Source organism: Mesorhizobium sp. CA6 (assembly GCF_020165035.1).
GTDB lineage: Bacteria > Pseudomonadota > Alphaproteobacteria > Rhizobiales > Rhizobiaceae > Mesorhizobium.
In genome coordinates, this window is record NZ_JAIUHI010000003.1 from 244,652 (window position 1) to 268,052 (window position 23,401).

Below are 23,401 nucleotides of genomic sequence, written 5' to 3' on the forward strand. Positions count from 1 at the left end.
ACAGATTTGGAAGCGGTAAGCGTCATCATACCAGCACATGATGCGGCTCGGACGATTGCCCGGACGCTCGCTTCACTGGTTTCGGAAAAAGAAGTTATCGGCGAGGTGCTGCTGGTTGACGATTCGTCGTCCGACGCCACCGCGGCCGTCGCCTCGGATTTGTCGTTACGGTGCGGGTTGCCGCTGCGCGTCGTCAAATCGAGCTGCCGTGACGCCGGCGGCTCTAGGAATCTGGCTCTGGAGCAGGCCCGCTTTCCATGGATCTATCTGATCGATGCCGACGATATTCATCTGGAAGGCGGCCTGCGCGCACTGCTGGCCAAGGCCGTAGGGGATCGAGGAGCAGACATGGTGGTCGGCGCCTACCGCCGACAGGTCAGCGGCGAGGAGCGGTCGACCAAGCTGCCGGGCGGCTACATGGCAAGCGGACCGGCCAATGCCTGCGCCTATCTCGAAGGGCAGATACGGTCGATCGCAGTCGGCAGCGCGCTGGTGTCGCGGCGGATTGTCGGCGACACGAGGTTCCCCACCGGGCTCGCCTATGACGAGGACACGCTGTTTTGGGCGCGCCTGATGGCCAAAGCCTCGCTTGCGGTCCTGACGCGACCGATCTTCATCTATTTCGTCTCGGCGGAGCGTTCCGACGATCGTTTCACGATCAGGCCCGCCGCTTGCTTTCTCGAATGGCGCCTGGCGCTGCGCCGGCTCCGGTCCTGCGGCATCGCGGAGCGGTCGCTCAAGACCAGGGAAGGCCTCGTCGCCTTGAAGATCGCGCGCGTTCATTATGCGCGCGGTGATTTCGACATGGCGGGAAGATTCCTCAGCGTGGCCGAAGCTGCGCCACGGACGGGCGCGGCTGTCTGGCGGTGCATGCGCTATCGGCTGAAGATCGCGTTGCGGCGCCGGTTCTGGGCGCCGGCCGCCCAATTGCAACGCGCCTGATGGCCGCAAGGCCGGATCTCGCGGTCGTGGTGATTGGTTTGCGGGCACCCGCCTCACTGGCGGCTGCGGTAAGGTCGGTGCTCGACCAGAATGTTCCGCTCGAGATCGTGGTGGTGAATTCCGGCGGCGGCGACGCCATGGCGCTGCTTGCCGATTGCGGCATCGGCGTAACTGTCATCGATGTCGAGGAGCGGTTGTTTGCCGGGGCCGCGCGAAATCGCGGCATCGCTGCAACGCAGGCTCCGTTCATCGCCTTTCTCGCGGATGATTGCCTGGCCTGTCCGCAATGGGCCGAAATCCGGCTGCAGCGTCACCGGGAGGGTGCCGCGGCTGTGGCGAGCGCCGTCCTCAACAGCCATCCGCGCAATCTAGTCGCCTGCGCGGCGCATCTCGTCACCTATATGCGACGCCTGCCCGGTCTCCCGGCCGGGAAGGCGCAGTGCTACGGCGTTTCGTTCGACCGGAAGCTGTTCGAGCGATATGGAGCGTTCGACGAGGGGCTGAAGTCCGGAGAAGACACCGAATTCATGGCCAGACTGCCGGAGGCTCTGCGGCCGGTCTGGGAACCGAGGGTCCTGACCGTTCACCGCAACGAGATGAGCTTGTCCGGCTTGCTTGCCGACCAGTATCGCCGCGGGCGCCGCTATGGCGCCTATCTCCGGTCCCTCGACACCGGAAAACCGATGCGTCCGTTCCGAAAGGTGTTCCGCGACCGGCGCAATGTAGGCAAGCTGATCAAGGAGGGGTTGTCAGGCAAGGACAGGACCTTCGCAAGGCTGTCGCTGCCGATCGTGTGGCTGGCATTGTTCGCCAAATCGCTGGGGGCGTCCGCCGGCGCCCGGCATGGCGACACGACGGAGGACCGGCGATGATCACCATCGAGATGAAGCCGCCGCGTCGGCGGCGCGGCCGATGGTTTTGGTCACAGCGCAAAATCGTCGCCGTTTTCAGCTACCGCTACGATCAGCATCTCGTGCCCGACCTTATCGCCAACCTCGAGCCTGTCGTCGACGGCTGGATCGCCTATGACGACCGCGCCTCGGAGGGGCTTTTCAGCAGCGAGCCGCAGAGGCGGCGTGCGCTTATCGCCGCGGCCCATGAGGCCGGCGCCGATTGGGTTCTGGCCATGGATCCTGATGAAAGGCTGGAACAAGCCGTTGCCGGCCGGATCGGCCGCCTGACCAGCGGGTCCAGGCGCATCGCCTGGGGGTTCCGCTGTCGGGAACTGTATACGCCGGCCAGCTACAGGATCGACGGTCGCTGGGGCCAGAAGATGCAGCACAGGCTTTTTGCCGCCTATCCCCCTGACCGTTATCGATCGAAAGATCTGCACGGCGCCTGGTTTCCCGACGATATCGGCTTCAGGCTCGAGGATAGCGGTCTCAATCTTTATCATTTGAAGATGATCGAGCCAAAGCGGCGCGCAGCGCGTCGCGACCTCTACAATCGCCTCGACCCGGATCGCCGGCTGCAGCAGATCGGCTACGACTATCTGGCGGACGAGTCGGGATTGGTTCTCGAGGCCGTGCCGGCCGGGCGAGAGTACATTCCCGCTCATGCCGACGACGGCGGGCTCTGGATGGCGGATCTCTCCGCCAAGCGGCGGGACTGAAAGCTGTTTCGGAACCAGCCGCCGGTTACGCGGCTTATCTACGGGAACTTCCGTGGAGCCATCATGCTGCAACAATCGCGATCCTGCGTCGACCGGCCGGCAGGCGAGGACCGAAGCCGGAAAGACGGTGCGCAGGATTCGGCCGAGCGCGCGTCTCTCAGCTATGTCAGTGACACCGATCCCGGCGTCCGACGATTGAGAAAAGGCAAGGGATTTTCCTATGTCGGTCCGAACGGGCGCAAGGTCAGCGCGGAGACACTTGCCCGCATCAAGGCGATCGTCATTCCGCCGGCCTGGACGGATGTATGGATATCACCCGATCCGGACGGCCATATCCAGGCGACAGGCCGGGATCAGCGGGGCCGCAAGCAGTACCGCTATCACCCGCAATGGACCGAGGAACGCGACGGCGTCAAATATTCCAGCCTCGTCGCCTTCGCGCAAAGCCTGCCTGCCCTCAGGCGGCAGATCGATGCCGATCTGCGCCGCCACGGACTGCCGATGGAGCGCGTCGTCGCCTCGGTGGTCTGGTTGCTCGACAACACCATGATCCGGATCGGCAACGCAGCCTATGCGCGCGACAACAAGAGTTTCGGACTGACCACGCTGCGCGACCGCCATGTCGAGATCACGGGCTCCAGTCTGCGCTTCGCCTTCAAGGGCAAGTCGGGCAAGGAATGGAAGCTGAAGCTGGCCGATCGCCGCATCGCCAAGATCGTGCGCGGCGCCCAGGACCTGCCCGGACAGAAGCTGTTCCAATATCTCGATGAGGATGGTGACCGGCGGCCGGTGCGTTCGGAGGACGTCAACCGCTATATTCGCGAAGCTTCCGGCGCCGAATTCAGCTCGAGGCATTTCCGCACCTGGGGCGGCACCATCCACGCCGCTTCGCTGTTTGCGCAGACCGAACTGCCGGAACGCAAAACGCAGCAAAACCGGGTGACGAACAGCATCGTCGACAAGGTCGCCGAGCGCTTGGGCAACACCCGTGCCGTCTGTCGCAAATGCTACATCCACCCGCTGGTGTTCGAGGCGTGGAGCAACGGGCGCCTGCTCGACGAAATGGCCGAAGCCAATAAGCGCAAGCGCGTCATATCCGGTCTCGACGAGGAAGAAACGCTGGTGCTCAGATGGCTGCAGGCGCGCGGCGCCTGACAGGCGGTTGCGGAGATCGTCAAGTCAGTGATCCCTCGATAAATTTTTTTATCGACCTGGTGTCGGGAAGGGTCCTAGTGTCGCGTCCTTGATACGGAAAGGACCTGCCATGCTTTACGCCATCCTCTGCTACGCCTCCGAAGACGTCGTCTGCTCCTGGAGCAAGGAACAGGACGACGAGGTCATGGCAAAGCTCCTCAACGTGCAGGACAAATACGCCAAGGCGGGCCGGCTGGGGCCGGTGGCGCGCCTGTTGCCGACGACGGCGGCCACGACACTGCGAAAGGTCAAAGGGGAGTCGATCGTGCTCGACGGTCCGTTCGCCGAGACCAAGGAACAATTCCTCGGCTTCTACACGCTCGAATGCAACGATCTCGACGAAGCGGTCGAATTCGCGCGCGAGCTCTCCGAGGTCAATCCGAGCGGCGGCTCCTACGAGATCCGGCCGGTTTCGGTCTTCAATCCGACAAAGGTCGCGGTATGACAGAGATCGCCTGGATAAGCACCGCAATCAGCAACGCCCGTCCGCAGGCGATGGGCGCGCTGCTGCGCTACTTCCGTGACCTCGACGCCGCGGAAGAGGCTTTCCAGGACGCGTGCCTGAGGGCGCTCAAGAACTGGCCGAAGAACGGGCCGCCCCGCGATCCGGCCGCCTGGCTGATCTTCGTCGGCCGCAACAGCGGCATCGACGCGGTGCGCAAGCGCGCCAAGCAGGCGCCGATGCCGGAGGAAGACCAGGTATCCGATTTGGAGGACGCCGAGAGCGACATGGCCGAGCGGCTGGACGGCGCGCATTACCGCGACGACATCCTGCGGCTTCTGTTCATCTGCTGCCATCCGGATCTGCCGGCAACGCAGCAGATCGCGGTGGCGCTGCGCATCGTGTCCGGCCTCACCGTCAAGCAGATCGCGCGCGCCTTTCTCGTCAGCGAGAGCGCCATGGAACAGCGCATCACCCGCGCCAAGGCGCGCATTGCCGATGCCGGCGTGCCGTTCGAGACGCCGGGCGCGGTTGAGCGCTCGGAGCGGCTCGCCGCAGTCTCCGCAATGGTCTATCTGATCTTCAACGAGGGCTATTCGAGCAATGGCGGCGAGGCGCCCGCTCGCGCGCCGCTGTGCGAGGAGGCGATCCGGCTCGCCCGGCTGCTGCTCAGGCTGTTCCAGCAGGAACCTGAAATCATGGGGCTGACGGCGCTGCTGCTTCTCCAGCATGCGCGGGCACCGGCGCGTTTCGACGAAGGCGGCGAGATCGTGCTGCTCGAGGACCAGGACCGCTCGCTCTGGAGCCGCAAGATGATCGACGAGGGCTTGGCGCTGGTCGACAAGGCGCTGCGCCACCGCAAGCCCGGCCCTTATCAGGTGCAGGCGGCGATCGCGGCGCTGCATGCGCGGGCGGCGACGGCCGAGGATACCGACTGGACCGAGATCGACCTGCTCTATGGTCTGCTGGAGCAGATGCAGCCGTCGCCGGTGGTAACGCTCAACCGCGCCGTCGCGGTCAGCAAGGTGCGCGGCCCGGAAGCCGCACTTGCCATGATCGAGCCGCTGGAAGAGCGGCTGTCGGGCTATTTCCACTTCTTCGGGCTGAGGGGCGGGCTGCTGATGCAGCTTGGGCGCAACGACGAGGCGCGCATCGCCTTCGACCGCGCCATCGCCCTGGCCAACACCGCGGCCGAGGCGGCGCATATCCGCATGCATATCGACCGGCTGATCAAGGAAAGCACTGAGAAGTCTTCCTTCCAAAAAGCGCGCTGATCCGGCTTCGCCGTCTGGCCCAATTTCGCAATCCGGCCTTGGACCATGCCGGGGTAGCGGTTTTCCCCCGAAACGCGTAATGCCACGCCATGAAAGCGCCCGGCTGTGCCCGACGGCACGGACATGGCGCATGGCTTCCACGCCCGTCCCATGAGCGGCGGGATATGAAAGGGACAAAAATGACGTTAGCGAAGGAAACTGCTTCACTTCTTGAGAAACTGGGCGTCGCCGGGGATGCGCTTTCCGGGGGCGACCTGATCGTGCGCAGCCCGGTGACGGGCGAACAGATCGCGGCGCTGAAGTCGATCTCGGCCGCCGACGCCGGCAAGGCCATCGATGCCGCGCACAAGGCTTTCCAGGCCTGGCGGCTGGTGCCGGGGCCAAAGCGCGGCGAGCTGGTGCGCCTGCTCGGCGAGGAGCTGCGCGCGCATAAGGACGAGCTTGGCCGGCTGGTGTCGATCGAGGTCGGCAAGATCCCGTCCGAGGGGCTGGGCGAAGTCCAGGAGATGATCGACATCTGCGATTTCGCCGTCGGCCTTTCCCGGCAACTCTATGGCCTCACCATCGCCACCGAGCGCCCCGGACACCGCATGATGGAGACCTGGCATCCGCTCGGCGTCGTCGGGGTGATCTCGGCCTTCAATTTCCCGGTTGCCGTTTGGTCTTGGAACTCGGCGCTGGCCTTCGTCTGCGGCGACGCGGTGGTGTGGAAACCGTCGGAAAAGACGCCGCTGACGGCGCTTGCCTGCGAGGCGATCTTCAAGCGCGCCGCCAAGCGTTTCGGCACTGATGCGCCGGCAGGGCTGCTGCAGGTGTTGATCGGTGACCGTGCCGCCGGCGAGGTGCTGGTGGATCATCCGAAGGTGCCGCTGGTCTCGGCCACCGGCTCGACCCGCATGGGCCGCGAGGTCGGCCCCAGGCTCGCCAGGCGTTTTGCGCGCGCCGTGCTTGAGCTCGGCGGCAACAATGCCGGCATCGTCACGCCCACCGCCGATCTCGACATGGCGCTGCGGGCGATTGCCTTCGGCGCCATGGGCACGGCCGGCCAGCGTTGTACCACGCTGAGGCGCCTGTTCGTGCATGACAGCGTCTATGATGCGCTCTTGCCGCGGCTGAAGAAGGCCTACGAGACCGTCTCGGTCGGCAATCCGCTGGAGGGCAAGGCGCTGGTCGGTCCGCTGATCGACAAGGCGGCCTTCGACAACATGCAGAAGGCATTGAAGGAGGCTGAAGCGCATGGCGGCAAGGTGACCGGCGGCGCGCGCGTCGAGAACGGCCATCCGGACGCCTATTACGTGCATCCGGCACTGGTCGAAATGCCTGCCCAGGTCTCGCCGGTCACGGAAGAGACCTTCGCGCCGATCCTCTACGTGATGAAATACTCCGATTTCGACGAGGCGCTGGAACAGCACAATGCGGTGGGCGCCGGCCTGTCATCGTCGATCTTCACGCGCGACCTGCAGGAATCGGAGCGTTTCCTTGGCGTCGACGGTTCGGATTGCGGCATCGCCAACGTCAATATCGGCACCTCGGGCGCCGAGATCGGCGGCGCGTTCGGCGGCGAGAAGGAGACCGGCGGCGGCCGCGAGAGCGGCTCGGACGCCTGGAAGGCTTATATGCGCCGCGCCACCAACACGGTGAACTATTCCAAGGCGCTGCCGCTCGCGCAAGGCGTGTCGTTCGACATCGATTGAGGGACGAAGCGACGGGTCAGCCCTCACCCGCGAGCTGACCCGGCTCGACTATCGATCGGGCCATGCGGGCGGAAGGCGATCGATTGCTCAGAAAGCCTTGCCGGTAGCCGGATCGAAGAGGCGGAGCGCGTCCGCATCGAAGACGAACGCGCATGGCTGACCCTTGGCGACGCGGGCGCGCGGCGGCAAGGTCGCCGTCAAGTTCTGCGCGCCGATCCGGGCCGTGGTGACCTGTTCGGGACCGGTCAGTTCGACGACGTCGATCTCGACCGGCAGTGACAGATCGGCGCCGCTGCCCGGCCCCAGCCGGAGCGCTTCCGGCCTCACCCCGACAATGACCTGAGCACCGTCGCGGCCTGCGTTGGCGTAGTGCGCCGGCAGCGCCAGCCGCGCATCCGTGCCGGCAATGGCGAGCTTGCCGTCCTCGACAAAAGCTTCCAGCATGTTCATCGCAGGCGCGCCGACGAAGCCTGCCACATAGAGCGTCGCCGGATGGTTGTAGATCTCTTCCGGCGTGCCGAGCTGCTCGACACGACCGTCGCGCATGACGGCGATGCGGGTCGCCAGCGTCATCGCCTCGATCTGGTCGTGGGTGACGTAGACGACCGTGGTGCGCAGCATCTCATGCAGGCGCTTCAGTTCGGTGCGCATCTCGAGCCGCAGCTTGGCGTCGAGGTTGGAGAGCGGTTCGTCGAACAGGAAGACCTGCGGCTTGCGCACCAACGCCCGGCCGATGGCGACGCGCTGGCGCTGGCCGCCGGAGAGCTGCCCGGGCTTGCGGTCGAGCAGGTTCTCGATTTGCAAAAGCTTCGCCGCCTCGCGCACCGCCTTGTCGCGCTCGGCGACGGGAACCTTGCGCATCTCCAGCCCGAAGCCGATGTTGCGGCTCACCGTCAGGTTCGGATAGAGCGCGTAGGACTGGAAGACCATGGCGATGTCGCGGTTCTTCGGATGCACGCCAAGCACGGACCGGCCGCCGATCAACACGTCGCCGCTGGTCGCCTCGGCAAGACCAGCGATGATGTTGAGCAAGGTCGATTTGCCGCAGCCGGAGGAGCCCAGCAGCACCAGGAACTCGCCGTTCTCGAGCGCGATGTCGATGCCTTTCAGCGTTTCGACGCTGCCGTAATTCTTGCGGATATCGCGGATTTCAAGCGCGCTCATGGATGGCTTCCTCGAAGAAAATCGGCCCGCCATAATCGCGGGGCAGGGTGGAAATGGCCCGCGATGCCACCTGAACAGCCGCTGCAAGGCAACGTGCCAGAGCGTGCTCCCGAGCAAGCGCCGCCAGAAAGGCGCCGTTGAAGACATCGCCGGCGCCGATCGTGTCGACGACGTTGACGCGTGGCGCGGTCGCATCGATGATCTGGCCGTCCGGGCCGATAGCGATCGCGCCCTCGGGTCCGCGCTTGACGACCACGGTCGCGGCTTTTTTCATGCCGTCGCGGATCTTGCGTGCCGCGTCCGTGGGATTCTTCAACCCCGCCAGCGTCGTCGTCTCGACCTCGTTGAAGAGCGCAAGCTCGCAACGCGACAGCCAGGCGCGCGCCGCGGCACAATTTTGCGCCGTCCAGCCGTCCATCGGCCAGCCGGTGTCAAGCGCGACGGCGATGCGGTGTGCCTCCGCCCAGTCGAAAAAAGCCTCGTACTGGCGCGTCAGGTCGTCGGTCAGGAAGGAGCCGCAAAGCAGCGCGTAACCGCCCGAAAGCCGCTTGCCGTCAAGAACCGAAAGCACGTCGTCGAGGTTGAAGCGCGGCAGGTGACCGCGGGTGGTGAAGAAGGTGCGTTCGCCGTCCGGATGGGTCATACCGACCGACAGCGTCGTGCCCTCCGTGTGGACCGGCCATCTCGCGGCGCGGCCCCCGAATGCCTCGCGCAGCCAGCGCCCGAACTGGTCGTCGCCAAGATTGGCGGCAATCTCGAAATCGATGCCCAGCGCCTGCCAGGCAAGCGCCGTATTACCGGCCTGGCCGCCGACACGCAGGTCGTCGTGGTCGACGACGGTCTCCGTGCCCGCCTTCGGCCAGGGCGCGACCGGCCCGACGATCAGGTCGACGTTGACGTTGCCGATCACCGCGAGCGGCCGCATCACTCGCTCCTGGTGATCTTGGTGGTGCGCACCGGCGTTCCGGCATTCTCGACGCGGGAATCGGCGAAGGCGATCATCAGGCTTTGCGCCACCGGCAGCATGGCAAAGATCGCCGCCAGTCCGGACGCGGGCTTGAACCTCAATGTGACGGCGCCTGCGACCGGCGGTTTGCCCGAAGCGTCGAACACGATCAGCGGGGCCCCGGTCTCGACCACTGAAGTGGCCATGGCGGTGACGAGGTCGGCGGTCGGGTCGTTGCCGCGGAAGAGCACGACGCCAATGCTTGGGCCCAGCATCTCCATCGGCCCGTGGCGCAACTGACCGCCTTCGAGCGAGAAACAAGGCAGGCGCGACAATTCGGTGAAGCCGAGCGCAAGGGCTTCAGCCACGCCTTGAAGCTTGCGGCCGGAAGTGACGATGGTCGTGACCATCCTGAGCGCCGCGAGCGCGGCATCGATCTCGACCGTCTGGGGCGCCTTGAGCCCGGCGAGCGCGCCGGCGGGATCGTCGCCTAGCGCAGTCAGGATGGCGAGATGCAGGGCGAAGGTCACGGTCAGGCTGCGGGTCGCGGCAAAGGCGAGCTCGCTACCGCCGGCGCCGACGAGGCAAGGCACTGTGCGGCCAAGGAATGAGCCGGCCTCGAGCGTCAGGCCGAAGGTCTCCGTGCGATCGCCGGTCTCGGCAAACCAGCGCAGCACCTCGGCGCTTTCGCCGGATTGAGAGGTGACGATCACCGTCTTGCCGGCCAGCGGAAGCGGCTGGCCGAGCTGCTCCGACAGCGGCAGCGCGATGGCGTCGATGCCGTGCGCGCGATAGAGCGGCTCGACTGCGCGGGCGACGGCATGCGAGGCGCCCATGCCGAGCAGGAGGAGCCTGCCGTTCTTGTTGATCGAGGCAGCGATCTCGGCGGCTACTTCTTGATTGCTGGCGAACGAGGCAAGCGCATCCTCATGCTGGCGCGCCATCTCGCGGTCGATGGCAAGGAGGCCTGTCGGCCGTTGTTTGTCTGCGGTCATGATTATCCTTTCACACCGCCGCTGGTCAGGCCCGAGATCAGCGCGCGTTGCATGACGAGGCCGATCAGCACCGGCGGCAAGGCCGCAAGCACGCCGGCCGTGGCGATCAGTCCGTAGTCGGAGACGCGGCCGCCGGCCAGATCGGCGATGGCGACCGTCAGCGTTTTTGCCCGCTGGTCCGAGGTGAAGAGCAGGGCGTAGAAGAACTCGTCCCAGGCAAGCAGCACGGCAAACAGCGCCGATGTCGCCACCACGGGCGCCGCCAGCGGCAAGGTGATGATGCGCCAGGTCTGGAACAGTCCCGCCCCGTCGATCATCGCCGCGGCCTCGATCTCGTGCGGGATGGAATCGAACCCCGATTTCATCAGCCAGGTGGTGAAGGGCGCGAGGATCGTCAGATAGATCAGTGCCAAGCCGAAGACGTTGTTGAGCAGGCCGAGATGGGACAGGCCCATGTAAAGCGGCACGGAGAGGGCCACCGGCGGCAGCATGTAGGTGGCGATCACCATCGACAGCGACCAGCCGACCGAAGGCGTTCGCGAAACGGCCCAGCCGGCCGGCACGGCAAGGACAACAGCGGCGAGCGTCGCCATGCCGGCGACCTCCAGGCTGTTGCGCAGCGATGCGGTGAAGGCGGCGCCGGCACTGTTCTCGACCCTCGATAGAAGCTGCGTGTAACGAGAGAAGTCGGCCGCCTGCGGCCACCAGCGCAGCGGCTTGGCGGCGAGGTCGGCGGCCGGCGATATGCTCATGACGAAGAGCCAGGCGAGCGGCGCCAGGATCACGACGGCGAGCAGAATGGCGCAAGCGTAGATGAAAGCGGTGAAGACCGGGCTCTTGCGTTCCATCAGGCCGCGCTCCCCGCGGTCTGCTTGACCAGCGTCGCATAGGCGACGGCGAGCACGGTGACGAGCAGGGTGACGATCAGCGCCAGCGAGGCGCCGGAGCCGGCGCGCTGGAAGGAGAAGGCTTCCTGGTAGACCAGGATCGACAGCGAGCGCGTGCTGTTGGCCGGGCCGCCGCGCGTCATGACCCAGATGATGTCGAAGACCTTGAAGGCCTCAATGGTGCGCAGCACCAGCGCCACCATCAGCGGGCCTGCAAGATAGGGCAGGATGACGAATCGGAAGCGGTTGAGCGGGCCGGCGCCGTCGACGAGTGCCGCGGCGGTGATGTCGCGCGGCACGGCTTGCAGGGCGGCGAGCGCAATCAGCGCGACCAGCGGGAAATTCTTCCAACAGTCGGCGACGATCAGCGCCGCCAGGGCCGTTCCCGGCTCGCCTAGCCAGGAGCGGTAATCGTCTATGATATGGAGCTGCGTCAGCGCCGCGTTCAGCGCGCCATATTCGGGATTGTAGATCAGCCGCCAGAGCGTCGCGTTGACGACGGTGGGCAGCGCCCAAGGCAGGATCATCAGCCCGCGCAGCACGGCGCGGCCGCGGAATTCCTGATTGAGCAGAAGGGCCGCAAGCACGCCGATCACCATCTCGGCGGCGACCGAGATAACCGCGAACCAGGTGGTGGTCGAGAGCGTGCGGGTGAAGTTCGAGCTGGTCAGCATCTTGGTATAGTTGTCGAAGCCGACGTAGTTGCCCGCCGTGCCGACCAACTGGGCGTCGGTGAAGGAAAGCCTGACAGTATCGACCAACGGCCAGCCGATGACGGCCACCATGATCATCAGAAGCGGCAGCATCAACAGCCACGCGCGCGTCGTCATCCAGGTGCCCGACATCAGAGCGCCTCTCTCCTGTCATCCGGTCAGAGCGGTTCACCGTTTCACGGAAACGGCGAACCGCTCAATCTCTTTGTTTTGACGCAATTCCGGACGGAAAACCGCTTCACACTTTTCCTGGAATTGCTCTAGAAACAGCACGGGCGGCGCTCGTGGATGAGGCCGCCCGCGTGGAGGAACGCCAGATCAGAGGCCGCTGTTTTCGGCAGCGGTCTTGAGCGCGTCTTCCGGTGTCGCCTGGCCGAGCAGCGATTCCTGGATCGCCTGCTGCAGCGCCGTCGACAGCTGCTGGTATTTCGGCGTGGTCGGGCGCGGATACATCGCGGCAAGACCGAGCTTGGCGGCGGCGATCAGTTCTTCCTGGCCCTTGGTGACGGCCGGATCGTCATAGGACGAGGCCCAGATCGGCAGCGACAGCTTGGCATACTGGTTCTGGGTCGCCTGCGAGGTCATGAACTCGATATATTTCCAGGCTTCGTCCGGGTGCTTCGACACCGCCGTGACGCCAAGCCCCATCGAGCCGTTGACGGCCGAGACCTCGCTGGTGCCGGCAACGCCCGGCGCCGGCACGACGCCGACCTTGCCCGCGACCTTGGAGTCCTTCGGATCGTTGGCCATGTTGTACATGTAGGTCCAGTTCAGCGCGAAAGCGGCGTCGCCGTTCTCGAACACCTTGCGCACATCCTCTTCCAGGAATTCCTTGGAGTTCGGATTGGTCAGGCCCGACTTGTAGCTGTCGACCATGTATTTCAGCGCCGAGAGACCGCCGCCGTTCTGGAAGTCGGGCTTGCCGTCCTTGAGGAAGTCGCCGCCATAGGCGCTGACCAGCGTGGTGTAGTCGCAGATGGCGGCTTCGGCCTGCGACCAGCTCCAGGCGATCGGCGTCTTCAGCAAGCCCTTGTCCTGGATGGCCTTGGCCTGCTGGCCGAGTTCTTCCCAGGTCTTCGGCGGCGCCTTGATACCTGCCTTTTCCAGGATTTCCTTGTTGTAGAACAGGTATTTGGTGTCGAGAATCCACGGCATGCCATAGTACTTGCCGTCATACTGGACGGTGGTCCAGGCCCCGGGCAGAACGCCCTTCTTCATGTCATCGGTGATCTTCGACGAGACATCGACCAGCACCTTATTGGTCGCATATTCGGCCGGCCAGATGACGTCGAACAGCACCACGTCATAGCCGCCGCCGGATCCTTGGGCGAGCACGGTCTTGTCGTGCAGGCCTTCATAGGGAACGAATTCGAGATTGACCTTGATGTCCGGATTGGCCTTGGTGAAGGCCTCCGTCATCGAGCGCACGTCGGCCTCGCTATAGGCGGCCTGCGCCATGAAGAGCGCGTTCAAGGTGGTTTCAGCAAAGGCGTGGGGGACGAGCAGCCCGCCAACGAACACCGCGCCCAGAAGTGTCTTACCGATCGATTTCAGCATTTGTCTTTCTCCCATTTTCGACGGCTGCGAGTGGGCGGCCAAGGCTGTGCCGCTTTCTCGAATTCGCATCGCGTCTGACCGGATCCATCCCCAACGGCGCGCGGCGGAGCTCGAAAGCTTTTGCCGTCTTTTTTAGAACCGCGCGGGTCTCACCTATTAAGTCAATTCGCTTGACTTAATTAGTCGATCAATCCTTTAATGGAGTCAAGAGGGGAAACGACGGTGCACGACATCAGCCCGATCCGCGCCAAAAGCGGCACCAACCAGGAGGGAACGAGCGCCCATAACCGCCGCGTCATGATCGAGGCGCTGCGGCTCAACGGCGCGCTTTCACGCGCCGACCTGGCACGGGCGACGCAGCTGACCAAGCAGGCGGTCTCCAACATCATCGAGGATCTCGAGCGCGATGGCCTGGTCGTGGCGCTGGATGCGGTGCGCAAGGGCAGGGGGCAACCTTTCACGCCCTACCGGCTGGTTCCCGAAGGGGCCTTCGCCATCGGGCTGCAGATCGACCGGCATTTGACACGCGTGGTGGTGGTCGACCTCGTCGGCAAGGTGATCGCACGCGCCGAGGCGGGGCTGCCGTTCGACGTGCCCTCAGAGGGCGTGGAAATAATCCTCGGCCTGGTCGACCGTGTCAGGGGCGAGCTGGCTTCCTTGTTTGCCCAGTCCGAGCGGCGACTGGTCGGACTGGGCGTCGCCATGCCGGGACCCTTCGGGCTGAAGAACCCCGACAACAAATGGATGATGCCCGCCTGGCAGCAATTTCCGCTGGTGGAGGCGCTTGCGGCCGGTACCGGACTCAATGTCGGCCTGCAGAACGATGCGGCAGCCTGCGCGACGGCGGAGCGGATCGTCGGCGCGGCGCATGGCGTCGATCACGCCGTCTGCCTTTATGTCGGTTACGGCATCGCCGCCGGGCTGATCCTCAATGGCGAGCTCTACAGCGGCGGCAACGGCAATGCGGGCGAGGTCGGCATGGCGCTGCTTTCGCCGGCCGGCCCCGGTTCCACGCCGCTCGAACACCGTGCATCGCTGGCCTCGCTCTATCAGCATCTCGGCCTCGACCCCACCGAGAGGGGGCTTTACCAGACGCTTGGCGCACTGGCGCTTGCGCAGGATCCGCGGGTCATGCGCTGGGTCGAAAGAGCGGCGTCCGACCTGCGCTGGAGCGTGCATCTGATCGAAACGATCTTCGATCCGCAAACCGTCATCCTCACCTCCAGCGCGCCGGAGGCGCTCGCCCGGCTCCTGCTTCGGGCCATGCATCCGCTGCTGCCGTCGATCGCGGATCGCCCGGTCCGGCGCCTGCCACGGCTGCAACTGGGTACCACCGATCCCTGGGCGATCGCGGTCGGCGCCGCGGCAGAGCCGATCAGCCGAACCTTCGATCCGCGTTTTTCCGCTATCCTGAAGGCCGGATAGAAACGATCAGCCCGTCGCCTGCGTCATGCTTGTGGCGAAAGCCGCGTCGATGATGGCGAGCTTGACCGCCTGCGCGGCGCCCGCCATCGCGGGCACCGGTCTCGCGCGGCGCCGGGCGGAGTCTTGACGGTCAGCGATTCTTCAGAGCTGAGAGACAGGCTTCGATCGCCTCGTCGACTACGGCGAGCTTGGCTGCCTGGACGGCCATGTATTCGTCGAAGAAAGCCCTCGAAACCCACATCACGGAATGGCCGCGCTGGCCGATCCAGCCGATGCTGCCGAGCGCCTCGGCATCATACAGTTTGCGCGCCAGATGGGTGCGTGAGAGCTTCAGCCAGTGGGCGAATTCCCTGACCGAGATGACGCCGGTCGGTATCCTGTCGAGATGGACATCCTCAGGATCGATACCGGACATCAGCCAGTCCATGACGATGCCGCCGTTGTTTAGCCAGATGAACAATGAAAAGGTCTGCCCAGGCTCCCGCACTGCGCCGCTGGCCAGCAATCCATCGGCGATCAGAGGCTGCAGGATGGGCAGCATCTCGGGTCGCTCGAGGAAGTTTTCCAGCCGGTTCGCGCCATCTATGCGGTCGAGCGTTCGCAGATGCGCGTAAATCCAGCCGGTGAAGGTCTCTATGGTGCCCGCCGTGACCCGCAACGGATGGGCGCGGCCATCACCGCTGGCCGAAATATATTCCGCGATGTTGTAGTGCAGCATCTCCTTGACGAAAGCCTCGGCGGTGTTGCGGCTGGCCACGGAATTGCGGCGCACGACCTCGATGAAACGCGCCATCGTCATGTCGGTGCGGCGGTCGTTGGGATCGCGCCGGAAATGCAGAGCCAAGCCGACATGAGCGAGCAGCCAGCGCTGCTGGGTGGCAAACACGGCAGCCAGCCGCGGGCTCGTTTGATAAATATGGATGAGCGCCTTGGACTGCTCCTGGACACCGTGAAGCGCTGCCGGATGACGGGCGATCTCTGCGGCACTCAGCGGCATTTCCTACGGCACTCCATGCGATTCCAAGCAACGACAAATGAAGATTCCCAGTCTTCGCCGGTCGTGTCCAGTTGCCCATTGGAACAACGAACGATCAGGCGGTGAATTCGCTGCTAACTCTTTGCATCGGTTCGGGAAAGCCGTCGGGCCCGCAGCTCCTGCGTTGAATTGACGAGTCCCGCCAGGCGAGCATAGGTTCCGCGCCATCGGGGCTGCGGGGAGTGCTTCCCGGGGCCGGGCTCCGTCCCTGGTGCCGATTCGCAGACAATCCTGCAGGATCCGCGCTTCGAGGATGCCGCGTTCTGTCGGGCCAGCGCGACGGTCTCCAATACATGCGCCTTGGCGTCGGCCGCGCCGGTCGGCGCCGGTCGATAACGTATGGTTGACGAGGAATCCGCGCAGCACTTTGCAGCCTGAGGAGGGCGGCCTATCCTGGTCGGTGATGGCCGACCCTGAGTGAAACGATGCCGAGAACAATCAGGACGCTGACCGCCAGCGAGGTGGAAACGCTTGTTGGCTGGGCAGCGGAGGAGGGCTGGAATCCGGGCACCGGCGATGCCGCGGCGTTTCGGGCGGTCGATCCGCAAGGGTTCATCGGCGCCTTTGTCGGCGGCGAGATGGTGGCCGGCATTTCGGCCGTCGCATACGGCTCGGGCTTTGGCTTTATCGGCCTCTACATCTGCCGGCCCGACCGGCGTGGCGAAGGTCACGGCAAGGCGGTCTGGGACGCCGGCATGGCGCGTCTGGGCAACCGTATCATCGGTCTCGACGGGGTGGCCGAGCAGCGGGCCAACTACCAGCGCATGGGCTTCGTGCCTGCCTATGAGACCGTCCGCCACAGCGGCGGTCCATCCGGCTTGCCCGAGGGCGGCAAGACAAGACCCGTGACGGCCGGCGACACGGCTGAGATTTTCGCCTACGATCGCAAGTGCTTTCCAGCACTGCGCGAAATCTTCCTTGGCGAGTGGCTGCGGCCGCCGCGGATTGCGCTGCTCTCAGCCGGATCGAACGGCATTACCGGCTACGGCGTGGCGCGCCGTTGCAGGCAGGGTTTCAAGGTCGGGCCGCTGTTCGCAGACCGGACGGACCTGGCCCTGGCGATGCTGGCGGACCTGTCGGACGCAACTGCCGGTGAGGCAATGCATATCGACGTGCCGGCCGGCCAGGTTCAATTCACCGCCATGCTGCAGGCCGCCGGCATGGTTCCGGGCTTCACGACGACACGCATGTACAAGGGCGGCAAGCCTGGCAACGACCAGTCGACGGTTTTCGGCGTCACGACGCTCGAGCTGGGATGATCGCGGTGCTGAGATCATTGTTTTGCCTGGCTGGTCCATGCGACATGGCTTCATGACGTGGTTGCCTTTGCCGAGCTGCGTTTTGGAGACTATCGAATGGCTGGAAGGACTGTTCTGATCGCCGGCGGCGCTGGCGGAATGGGTCTGGCGACCGGACTGCGTTTCGCCGCCGACGGCGAGCGGATCGTGCTCGCGGATCTTCCCGGCCCCAAGCTCGACGGCGCCGTGGCCAAGATTGCCGCGGCCGGGGCGGGCGCGATCGGCTTGCCGCTCGATATCCGCTCCGTCGCTGCCTGCCGCGACGTGGTGGGCAAGGCCAGGGAGTGGGGCGGTGCGATCGACATTCTCGTCAACGCCGCCGGGGTCTGGCTCGAGGGACCGGCACGCGAGGTCAAGGAAGATCAGTGGGACCTGGTGCTGGACGTCAATCTCAAGGGAGCCTTCTTCCTGATCTCGGCAGCCATAGCGCATCTGTCGGCGGCGCAGGGCGTGATCGTCAACATTGCGTCCGACGCCGGCATCGTCGGCAACAACGGGGCTTCCGTCTATTGCGCCTCGAAGGGCGGACTGGTGCTCTTGACCAAGGCTCTCGCGCTGGAACTCGCCCCGCAAGGCATCAGGGTCAACGCCGTCTGTCCTGGCGACACGGCAACGCCGATGATCGAATATCAGGCCAAGACCTATGGTGCGGACGACCCCGACGGCTACAAGCGCCGGCTCCTGGGGCACTATCCGCAAGGGGACAAAGCAAGGTTCATCCAGGTGGAGGAGATTGCTTCCTTCATCCACTATCTGTGCCAGCCGGGCGCGGCGCCGATCACCGGAGCCGCGCTTTCGATCGATTTCGGCGTCAGCGCCGGCTATTGAGCCGGTTCGGGTCGTCGCGGCCGTGATTGGCCGCGCCGGCATGTCGGCGCCTGCATCCTGGAGGGCAAATGGTCGTGTTCCGCAAATCCCGCAAGGCACTGGTGACCGGCGCGGGCGCCGCCGACGGCATCGGCGTGGCGATCGCGCGTGCGTTGGCCGAGGCCGGTGTTTCGGTCACCATCACCGCTTCATCCGCACGCGTCGAGCAACGAGCGGCGGAACTGCGGGGCGAGGGGCTCGATGTCCGCGCTTTCGCGGCCGACCTGACGCTCTCGGGCGATGTGGATCGTTTACGCTCCGAGACCGGCGAGATCGACGTCCTCGTCAACAATGCCGGGATGGGCACCGTTGCCCAGCCGGCATTGCAGCGGCGGTTTCTCGATCTCACAGAAAGCGATTGGGATCGGGGCATCGATGTCAGCCTGAAAACTGCTTTCTTGAGCACGCGCGGCTTTCTGGCCGGCATGGTGCAGCGCGGCCATGGACGCGTCGTCAACATGGCATCGGTGACCGGGCCTTACGTATCCAATGAAGGCGAGGCCGCCTACTCCGCGGCCAAGGCCGGCATGATCGGGCTGACGCATGCGCTTGCCCTGGAGGTCGGCCGCAGCGGCGTCACGGTCAATGCCGTGGCGCCGGGATGGATCGCGACGGGCGCCTCGACGCCTGAGGAACTGACCGCTGCCCGCAACACGCCGCTTGGTCGCGCCGGCAGCCCCGAGGAAGTCGCAGCGGCCGTGCTGTTCCTGGCGTCCGACGGAGCCAGTTATGTCAACGGCGCCGTTCTCGTCGTGGACGGCGGCAACATCCTGCAGGAACGCAAGGGGTGAGCGCGAGCGCGAAAGTCAAAATACAGGGACGCTCTGGTACTCAGGTCATAACAGGATGACATGCGAACCCAGGAACACGAGGAACTGGCCGGTAATCAGAGGGACCCGCAAAATAGGGCCGCTCTCCACGCTGTCCTGAACGGGTTGTCCGCGCATGCAAGGGCGCGCCTTCAGCACATTCCTCCAGATCGTGGGAAGTCCGATCCCTTGCTTCTTTCGGCGTTGCACGTGTCGACAAGTCTCGCGACGGCATTTTTCATCGAGCGGAATTCACCTTAAGTGCCTGATTGCAAGACATATGACCATTATGACAGGAAGAATTTGAGCTCGATCAATGCGCCGAAAAATGAGCCGCCCACAGCGGTACATTTGCGATGGATCAAAGCTCGACCGGTCTTGCCCGGATAAATCGAAATCGCCCGTTGTTGACACCGACCAGTGGTGAACCGGCGGCGGCCTTTAAGCGTTCAGCTTCAGCCGGGTGGGTCTGGCACCAGCGAAGGAGTCGGAAAATGACCGAGCGTCCCAGCATCAATCGCTTGTCCGCACAGGAACTGCACGACATCGATGCCTACTGGCGTGCCGCCAACTATCTGACCATCGGGCAGATCTATCTGCTCGACAATCCGCTGCTTCGCGAGCCGCTTCGGCTGGAGCACGTCAAGCCGCGGCTGCTCGGCCATTGGGGCACGTCGCCGGGCCTCAGTTTCATCTATGCGCATTTGAACCGGGTGATCCGGAAACGCGACGCCAATGTCATCTATGTCTGCGGTCCGGGTCATGGCGGACCCGCGATGGTTGCCAATAGCTACCTCGAAGGCACCTACAGCGAGATCAATCCGGACGTCGCGCCGGGCGAGGCTGGAATGAAGAAGCTTTTCCGGCAATTCTCCTTTCCGGGCGGCATCCCAAGCCATGCCGCGCCCGACGTGCCCGGCTCGATCCATGAAGGCGGCGAGCTTGGCTACGCGCTCTCGCATGCCTATGGCGCGGCTTTCGACAACCCGGACCTTGTCGTCGCCTGCGTGGTTGGCGACGGCGAGGCGGAAACCGGACCACTCGCCACCTCCTGGCATTCCAACAAGTTCCTCAACCCGGCGCTTGACGGCGCGGTGCTGCCGATCCTCCATCTCAACGGCTACAAGATCGCCAATCCCACCATTCTCGCCCGCATTCCCGAAGAAGAGCTGCGTGCCTTGTTCGTCGGCTATGGTTACGAGCCGTTGTTCGTCGAGGGCGACGATCCGGCATGCATGCATGAGCGAATGGCGCTCGTGCTCGACGATGCGCTCGACCGCATCAAGGCGATTCAGGACACGGCTCGCAACGGCGCGAAGACCGCGCGGCCGCGGCCGAACTGGCCGATGATCGTGCTGCGAAGCCCGAAGGGCTGGACCGGTCCCAAGGAGGTCGACGGGCTGAAGACCGAAGGATTCTGGCGCGCCCACCAAGTCCCGCTTTCCGGCCTCGCCGATAACCCCGCGCATCTGAGGATGCTCGAGGAATGGATGAGAAGCTACCGGCCCGAAGAGCTTTTCGATGCCGCCGGCGCGCCGGTGGCTGCGGTCCGTGCTACTGCGCCAAAAGGTGAAAGGCGCATGAGCGCCAACCCGCATGCCAATGGCGGCCTGCTGCGCCGGTCTCTGGAACTGCCCGCCTTGCAAGAGCACGCCGTCCCGGTCGAGCGGCCCGGCGGCGTCAAGGCGGAGTCGACCCGTGTGATGGGCCGTTTCCTGCGTGACGTCATGGCATTGAATCAAGGCACCAGGAACTTCCGCATCGTCGGGCCCGATGAAACGGCATCGAACCGGCTGCAGGATGTCTTCGAGGTGACGGAGCGTGTCTGGATGGAAGAGATCCTGCCCGAGGACGTGCATCTCGGTCGAGAAGGCAGGGTTCTGGAAATTCTATCCGAGCATACCTGCCAGGGCTGGCTGGAGGGTTACCTGCTCACTGGGCGCCACGGCTTCTTCTCCTGTTATGAGGCTTTCATGCATATCGTCGATTCCATGTTCAACCAGCATGCGAAATGGCTCGATGCCTGCCGCAAGCTTGCCTGGCGGCGGCCGATCGCCTCGCTGAACTATCTGTTGTCCAGCCATGTCTGGCAGCAGGAGCACAACGGCTTCAGCCACCAGGATCCGGGCTTCATCGACGTGGCGTTGAACAAGAAGGCGGATGTCGTGCGCGTCTATCTGCCGGCGGATGCCAACAGCCTGCTCTGCGTGACCGATCATGTGCTGCGGACATGGAACCGCATCAACATCATCGTCGCCGGCAAAGCCAATTCCTGGCAGTGGCTGTCCATCGACGAGGCGAAAGTCCATTGCAACGCCGGCATCGGCATATGGGGTTGGGCGTCGACCGACGGCGGGGCCGAGCCGGATGTGGTGATGGCCTGCGCCGGAGACGTGCCGACGCTCGAGACGCTGGCCGCCGTTCAAATCCTGAGGCGCCACATTCCCGGCCTCAAGGTGCGTGTGGTCAACATCGTCGACCTGATGACCCTGCAGCCAAGGGAACACCATCCGCACGGGCTGTCGGATCGCGAATTCGATGCTTTGTTCACCAGGGACAAGCCCGTCATCTTCGCCTATCACGGCTATCCCTGGACCATCCATCGCCTGACCTACCGGCGGACCAATCACGACAACATCCACGTGCGTGGCTATAATGAGGAGGGGACGACGACGACGCCCTTCGACATGACCGTGCTTAATGGGCTCGACCGCTATCATCTGGTGCTCGGCGTGCTCGACCGCATTCCCGAGCCGGCCGGTGCGCATATCCAGCTGAGGCAGGCCATGGAAGGCAAGCTGATCGAGCACCGGGCCTATATCCGCGAGCACGGGCAGGACATGCCGGAGATCCTCGGCTGGAAATGGGAGCAGTAGCCGATGCCGAAGCGCCAGGCCGACAGGATCCGACCCGCAAAAGTGGCTGGAACGGTCGGACATGACTGATGTCATCCTTGTCCTCAATGGCGGCTCATCGAGCCTGAAGTTCGCCGCGTTTCAAGGACGCCGCGAGCTTCACCTGCTGATGCGGGGCAGCGTCTCGTCGATCGGCGAGCGGCCCAGACTCCATGTCGCGCCGACTGCAACGACGCCGCCGTTCGACAGGAGCCTCGGCGAACGAGCGATCTCCGTCGGCAAGGCATTCGAAGCCGTTGCGTCCTATCTGACGGACCGCGGCCTGTTGCGCCGCGTGAGCAGGGTCGGGCATCGCATCGTCCATGGCGGTCGGGAGTTTGCCCGCGCAACGCTGCTTGACCAGGCCACGCTCGATGCCTTGCGCAAGCTCGAGCCGCTCGCTCCAATTCATCAGGCGATCAACCTGGAGCTCGTCGATCTGGCCCACCGTCTTCTGCCCGGCGCCATGCAGGTCGGCTGCTTCGATACCGCCTTTCACGCAACGCAGCCTCAGATCGCAAGACTTTATGGCCTGCCGCACGAGATGTCGGAGCAGGACGTCGTGTCCTATGGGTTCCACGGGCTCTCCTACAGCCATATCGCCAACGAGCTCCGCAGGCGTTACGGCGCCGGCGCGGGTGGCCGCGCCGTCGTCGCCCATCTTGGCAGCGGCGCAAGCCTTTGCGCGATGAAGGCAGGGGTAAGCCAGGCAACCACTATGGGTTTCTCGACGCTCGACGGCCTGGTCATGAGCACGCGTTGCGGCGCGATCGATCCGGGCGTCCTCCTGCACCTTCTGCAAGACAGGAAACTGTCCTCCGACGAACTGTCCACCTTGCTTTACGAGAAATCCGGTCTGCTCGGCGTGTCCGGCATCTCCGGGAACATGCAGACGCTGCTGGCGTCGAAGGATCCGGCGGCAATGCGGGCTGTCGATCTGTTCGTTTATCGGGTCGGGCGCGAAATCGGCTCACTGGCTGCTGCGCTGGGCGGGCTAGACACGCTGGTGTTTACCGCCGGCATAGGCGAGCATGCGCCGGCGATCCGGCGGCGGATATGCGAGGCTGCCGCATGGCTGGGCGCCGCTATGGATGACGGTTTGAATAGCAGCGGCGAAGACCTTGTGAGTGCCGCGAGTTCCCGTGTCGATGTGCTTGTCATTCCGGCCGACGAAGAACGCGCGGTGGCGACAGAACTGCTCGGCGTCGAAACCGTCTGAGCGGAACAGTCTCCCGCTTGGCGGAACGCCCTCGCATGCCTGAGCTGTCGATTGAGGTGGATGGCCGATCCCTCGGGCAGCCATTTGCGCCCGCTGCCGATCTCCACGACCTTGGTAGCGAGCTCTACACGGCTGGAAATGATCTTAATTCGCCAACGTGGCGCCGAGCTTCCGCTGGACCAGGACAAGCGTCGGATCGTCGGGAACCATCGCGACAGTGAAGCCCATCTCGCGCTCAAGCTCGATCGCAGACGGTTCTCGCGGCTTTCGATCGACTCGAGCGTCTCGATGCCATGGTCGTCGGCATAGTGCGCGATATAGCCGAGAAATTCCCAGCCGCCGCCGCGATGCTTACGGTCCTCGCGAATGCAGATGGCGACCTCGCCACTCCTGTCGGCCGGATCGGCTGCGAGGGTCGCCACCGCGATCAGCA

General features: G+C 64.6%; 21 protein-coding genes. 14 read left to right on the forward strand and 7 right to left on the reverse strand.

The window, feature by feature from the left end:
- Positions 1-6: 6 nt before the first annotated feature.
- The 7 genes from LB526_RS05595 to LB526_RS05625 all read left to right on the forward strand — a co-directional run bounded on the left by LB526_RS05595 (position 7) and on the right by LB526_RS05625 (position 7,158).
- The gene (locus LB526_RS05595) at positions 7-942 is read left to right on the forward strand and encodes a glycosyltransferase family 2 protein (protein WP_224626702.1); all 936 of its coding nucleotides are present in this window, start codon (positions 7-9) and stop codon (positions 940-942) included.
- A complete protein-coding gene (locus tag LB526_RS05600; RefSeq protein ID WP_095766412.1) occupies positions 942-1,814 on the forward strand; it encodes a glycosyltransferase family 2 protein in 873 nt (290 codons plus the stop codon). The genes LB526_RS05595 and LB526_RS05600 overlap by 1 nt, the downstream gene beginning before the upstream one ends.
- Complete coding sequence (locus tag LB526_RS05605; protein ID WP_224626705.1) at positions 1,811-2,554, forward strand: hypothetical protein; 744 nt, start codon at positions 1,811-1,813, stop codon at positions 2,552-2,554. The genes LB526_RS05600 and LB526_RS05605 overlap by 4 nt, the downstream gene beginning before the upstream one ends.
- 63 nt (positions 2,555-2,617) lie before the next feature.
- Positions 2,618-3,709, forward strand: coding sequence for a DNA topoisomerase IB (locus tag LB526_RS05610; protein WP_224626707.1), 1,092 nt, complete (start codon positions 2,618-2,620; stop codon positions 3,707-3,709).
- A 109-nt stretch (positions 3,710-3,818) separates the two neighbouring features.
- Positions 3,819-4,193 carry a YciI family protein gene (locus tag LB526_RS05615; protein ID WP_095766415.1) on the forward strand — a complete coding sequence of 125 codons (375 nt, stop codon included), beginning with the start codon at positions 3,819-3,821 and terminating at the stop codon, positions 4,191-4,193.
- Positions 4,190-5,464: an RNA polymerase sigma factor gene (locus tag LB526_RS05620; RefSeq protein ID WP_224626709.1), complete on the forward strand. Its 1,275-nt coding sequence runs from the start codon at positions 4,190-4,192 to the stop codon at positions 5,462-5,464. Before LB526_RS05615 ends, LB526_RS05620 begins: the two co-directional genes overlap by 4 nt.
- Before the next feature lie 179 nt (positions 5,465-5,643).
- Positions 5,644-7,158: an aldehyde dehydrogenase family protein gene (locus LB526_RS05625; RefSeq protein WP_224626711.1), complete on the forward strand. Its 1,515-nt coding sequence runs from the start codon at positions 5,644-5,646 to the stop codon at positions 7,156-7,158.
- A gap of 87 nt (positions 7,159-7,245) precedes the next feature.
- Here LB526_RS05625 and LB526_RS05630 read toward each other — a convergent pair whose 3' ends face one another.
- The 6 genes from LB526_RS05630 to LB526_RS05655 form a co-directional block, all read right to left on the reverse strand.
- The gene (locus LB526_RS05630; protein ID WP_224626714.1) at positions 7,246-8,322 is read right to left on the reverse strand and encodes an ABC transporter ATP-binding protein; all 1,077 of its coding nucleotides are present in this window, start codon (positions 8,320-8,322) and stop codon (positions 7,246-7,248) included.
- Positions 8,309-9,247, reverse strand: a complete 939-nt coding sequence (locus LB526_RS05635) for a PfkB family carbohydrate kinase (protein ID WP_224543299.1) — start codon at positions 9,245-9,247, stop codon at positions 8,309-8,311. The genes LB526_RS05630 and LB526_RS05635 overlap by 14 nt, the downstream gene beginning before the upstream one ends.
- Complete coding sequence (locus tag LB526_RS05640; RefSeq protein ID WP_224626937.1) at positions 9,247-10,269, reverse strand: SIS domain-containing protein; 1,023 nt, start codon at positions 10,267-10,269, stop codon at positions 9,247-9,249. Before LB526_RS05640 ends, LB526_RS05635 begins: the two co-directional genes overlap by 1 nt.
- A complete protein-coding gene (locus LB526_RS05645; RefSeq protein ID WP_224626717.1) occupies positions 10,266-11,111 on the reverse strand; it encodes a carbohydrate ABC transporter permease in 846 nt (281 codons plus the stop codon). The genes LB526_RS05640 and LB526_RS05645 overlap by 4 nt, the downstream gene beginning before the upstream one ends.
- The gene (locus tag LB526_RS05650; protein WP_224626720.1) at positions 11,111-11,995 is read right to left on the reverse strand and encodes a carbohydrate ABC transporter permease; all 885 of its coding nucleotides are present in this window, start codon (positions 11,993-11,995) and stop codon (positions 11,111-11,113) included. Before LB526_RS05650 ends, LB526_RS05645 begins: the two co-directional genes overlap by 1 nt.
- A 186-nt stretch (positions 11,996-12,181) precedes the next feature.
- Entirely contained in the window at positions 12,182-13,420 is a 1,239-nt protein-coding gene (locus LB526_RS05655; protein WP_224524431.1) for an extracellular solute-binding protein, read from the reverse strand.
- 222 nt (positions 13,421-13,642) lie between these two features.
- On the opposite strand from LB526_RS05655, the gene LB526_RS05660 reads away from it, so the two are divergent.
- Entirely contained in the window at positions 13,643-14,845 is a 1,203-nt protein-coding gene (locus LB526_RS05660) for an ROK family transcriptional regulator (RefSeq protein WP_224626722.1), read from the forward strand.
- A gap of 130 nt (positions 14,846-14,975) precedes the next feature.
- On the opposite strand, the gene LB526_RS05665 is transcribed toward LB526_RS05660, so the two are convergent.
- A complete protein-coding gene (locus LB526_RS05665; RefSeq protein WP_224626726.1) occupies positions 14,976-15,842 on the reverse strand; it encodes a hypothetical protein in 867 nt (288 codons plus the stop codon).
- Positions 15,843-16,306: 464 nt separating this feature from the next.
- Between LB526_RS05665 and LB526_RS05670 the strand changes: the two genes are divergently transcribed.
- The 6 genes from LB526_RS05670 (at position 16,307) to LB526_RS05695 (ending at position 23,277) form a co-directional block, all read left to right on the forward strand.
- Positions 16,307-17,140, forward strand: coding sequence for a GNAT family N-acetyltransferase (locus LB526_RS05670; RefSeq protein WP_224626728.1), 834 nt, complete (start codon positions 16,307-16,309; stop codon positions 17,138-17,140).
- Positions 17,141-17,236: 96 nt separating this feature from the next.
- Entirely contained in the window at positions 17,237-18,007 is a 771-nt protein-coding gene (locus LB526_RS05675) for an SDR family NAD(P)-dependent oxidoreductase (RefSeq protein WP_224626730.1), read from the forward strand.
- Positions 18,008-18,075: 68 nt separating this feature from the next.
- Positions 18,076-18,837 (forward strand): SDR family NAD(P)-dependent oxidoreductase, encoded by a 762-nt coding sequence (locus tag LB526_RS05680; RefSeq protein ID WP_224626733.1) that lies wholly within the window; start codon positions 18,076-18,078, stop codon positions 18,835-18,837.
- Between the two features lie 512 nt (positions 18,838-19,349).
- The gene (locus LB526_RS05685; protein WP_224626736.1) at positions 19,350-21,731 is read left to right on the forward strand and encodes a phosphoketolase; all 2,382 of its coding nucleotides are present in this window, start codon (positions 19,350-19,352) and stop codon (positions 21,729-21,731) included.
- A 61-nt stretch (positions 21,732-21,792) separates the two neighbouring features.
- Positions 21,793-22,968, forward strand: coding sequence for an acetate/propionate family kinase (locus LB526_RS05690; protein WP_224626740.1), 1,176 nt, complete (start codon positions 21,793-21,795; stop codon positions 22,966-22,968).
- 60 nt (positions 22,969-23,028) lie between these two features.
- Positions 23,029-23,277, forward strand: coding sequence for a hypothetical protein (locus LB526_RS05695; RefSeq protein ID WP_224524455.1), 249 nt, complete (start codon positions 23,029-23,031; stop codon positions 23,275-23,277).
- Positions 23,278-23,401: the final 124 nt, after the last annotated feature.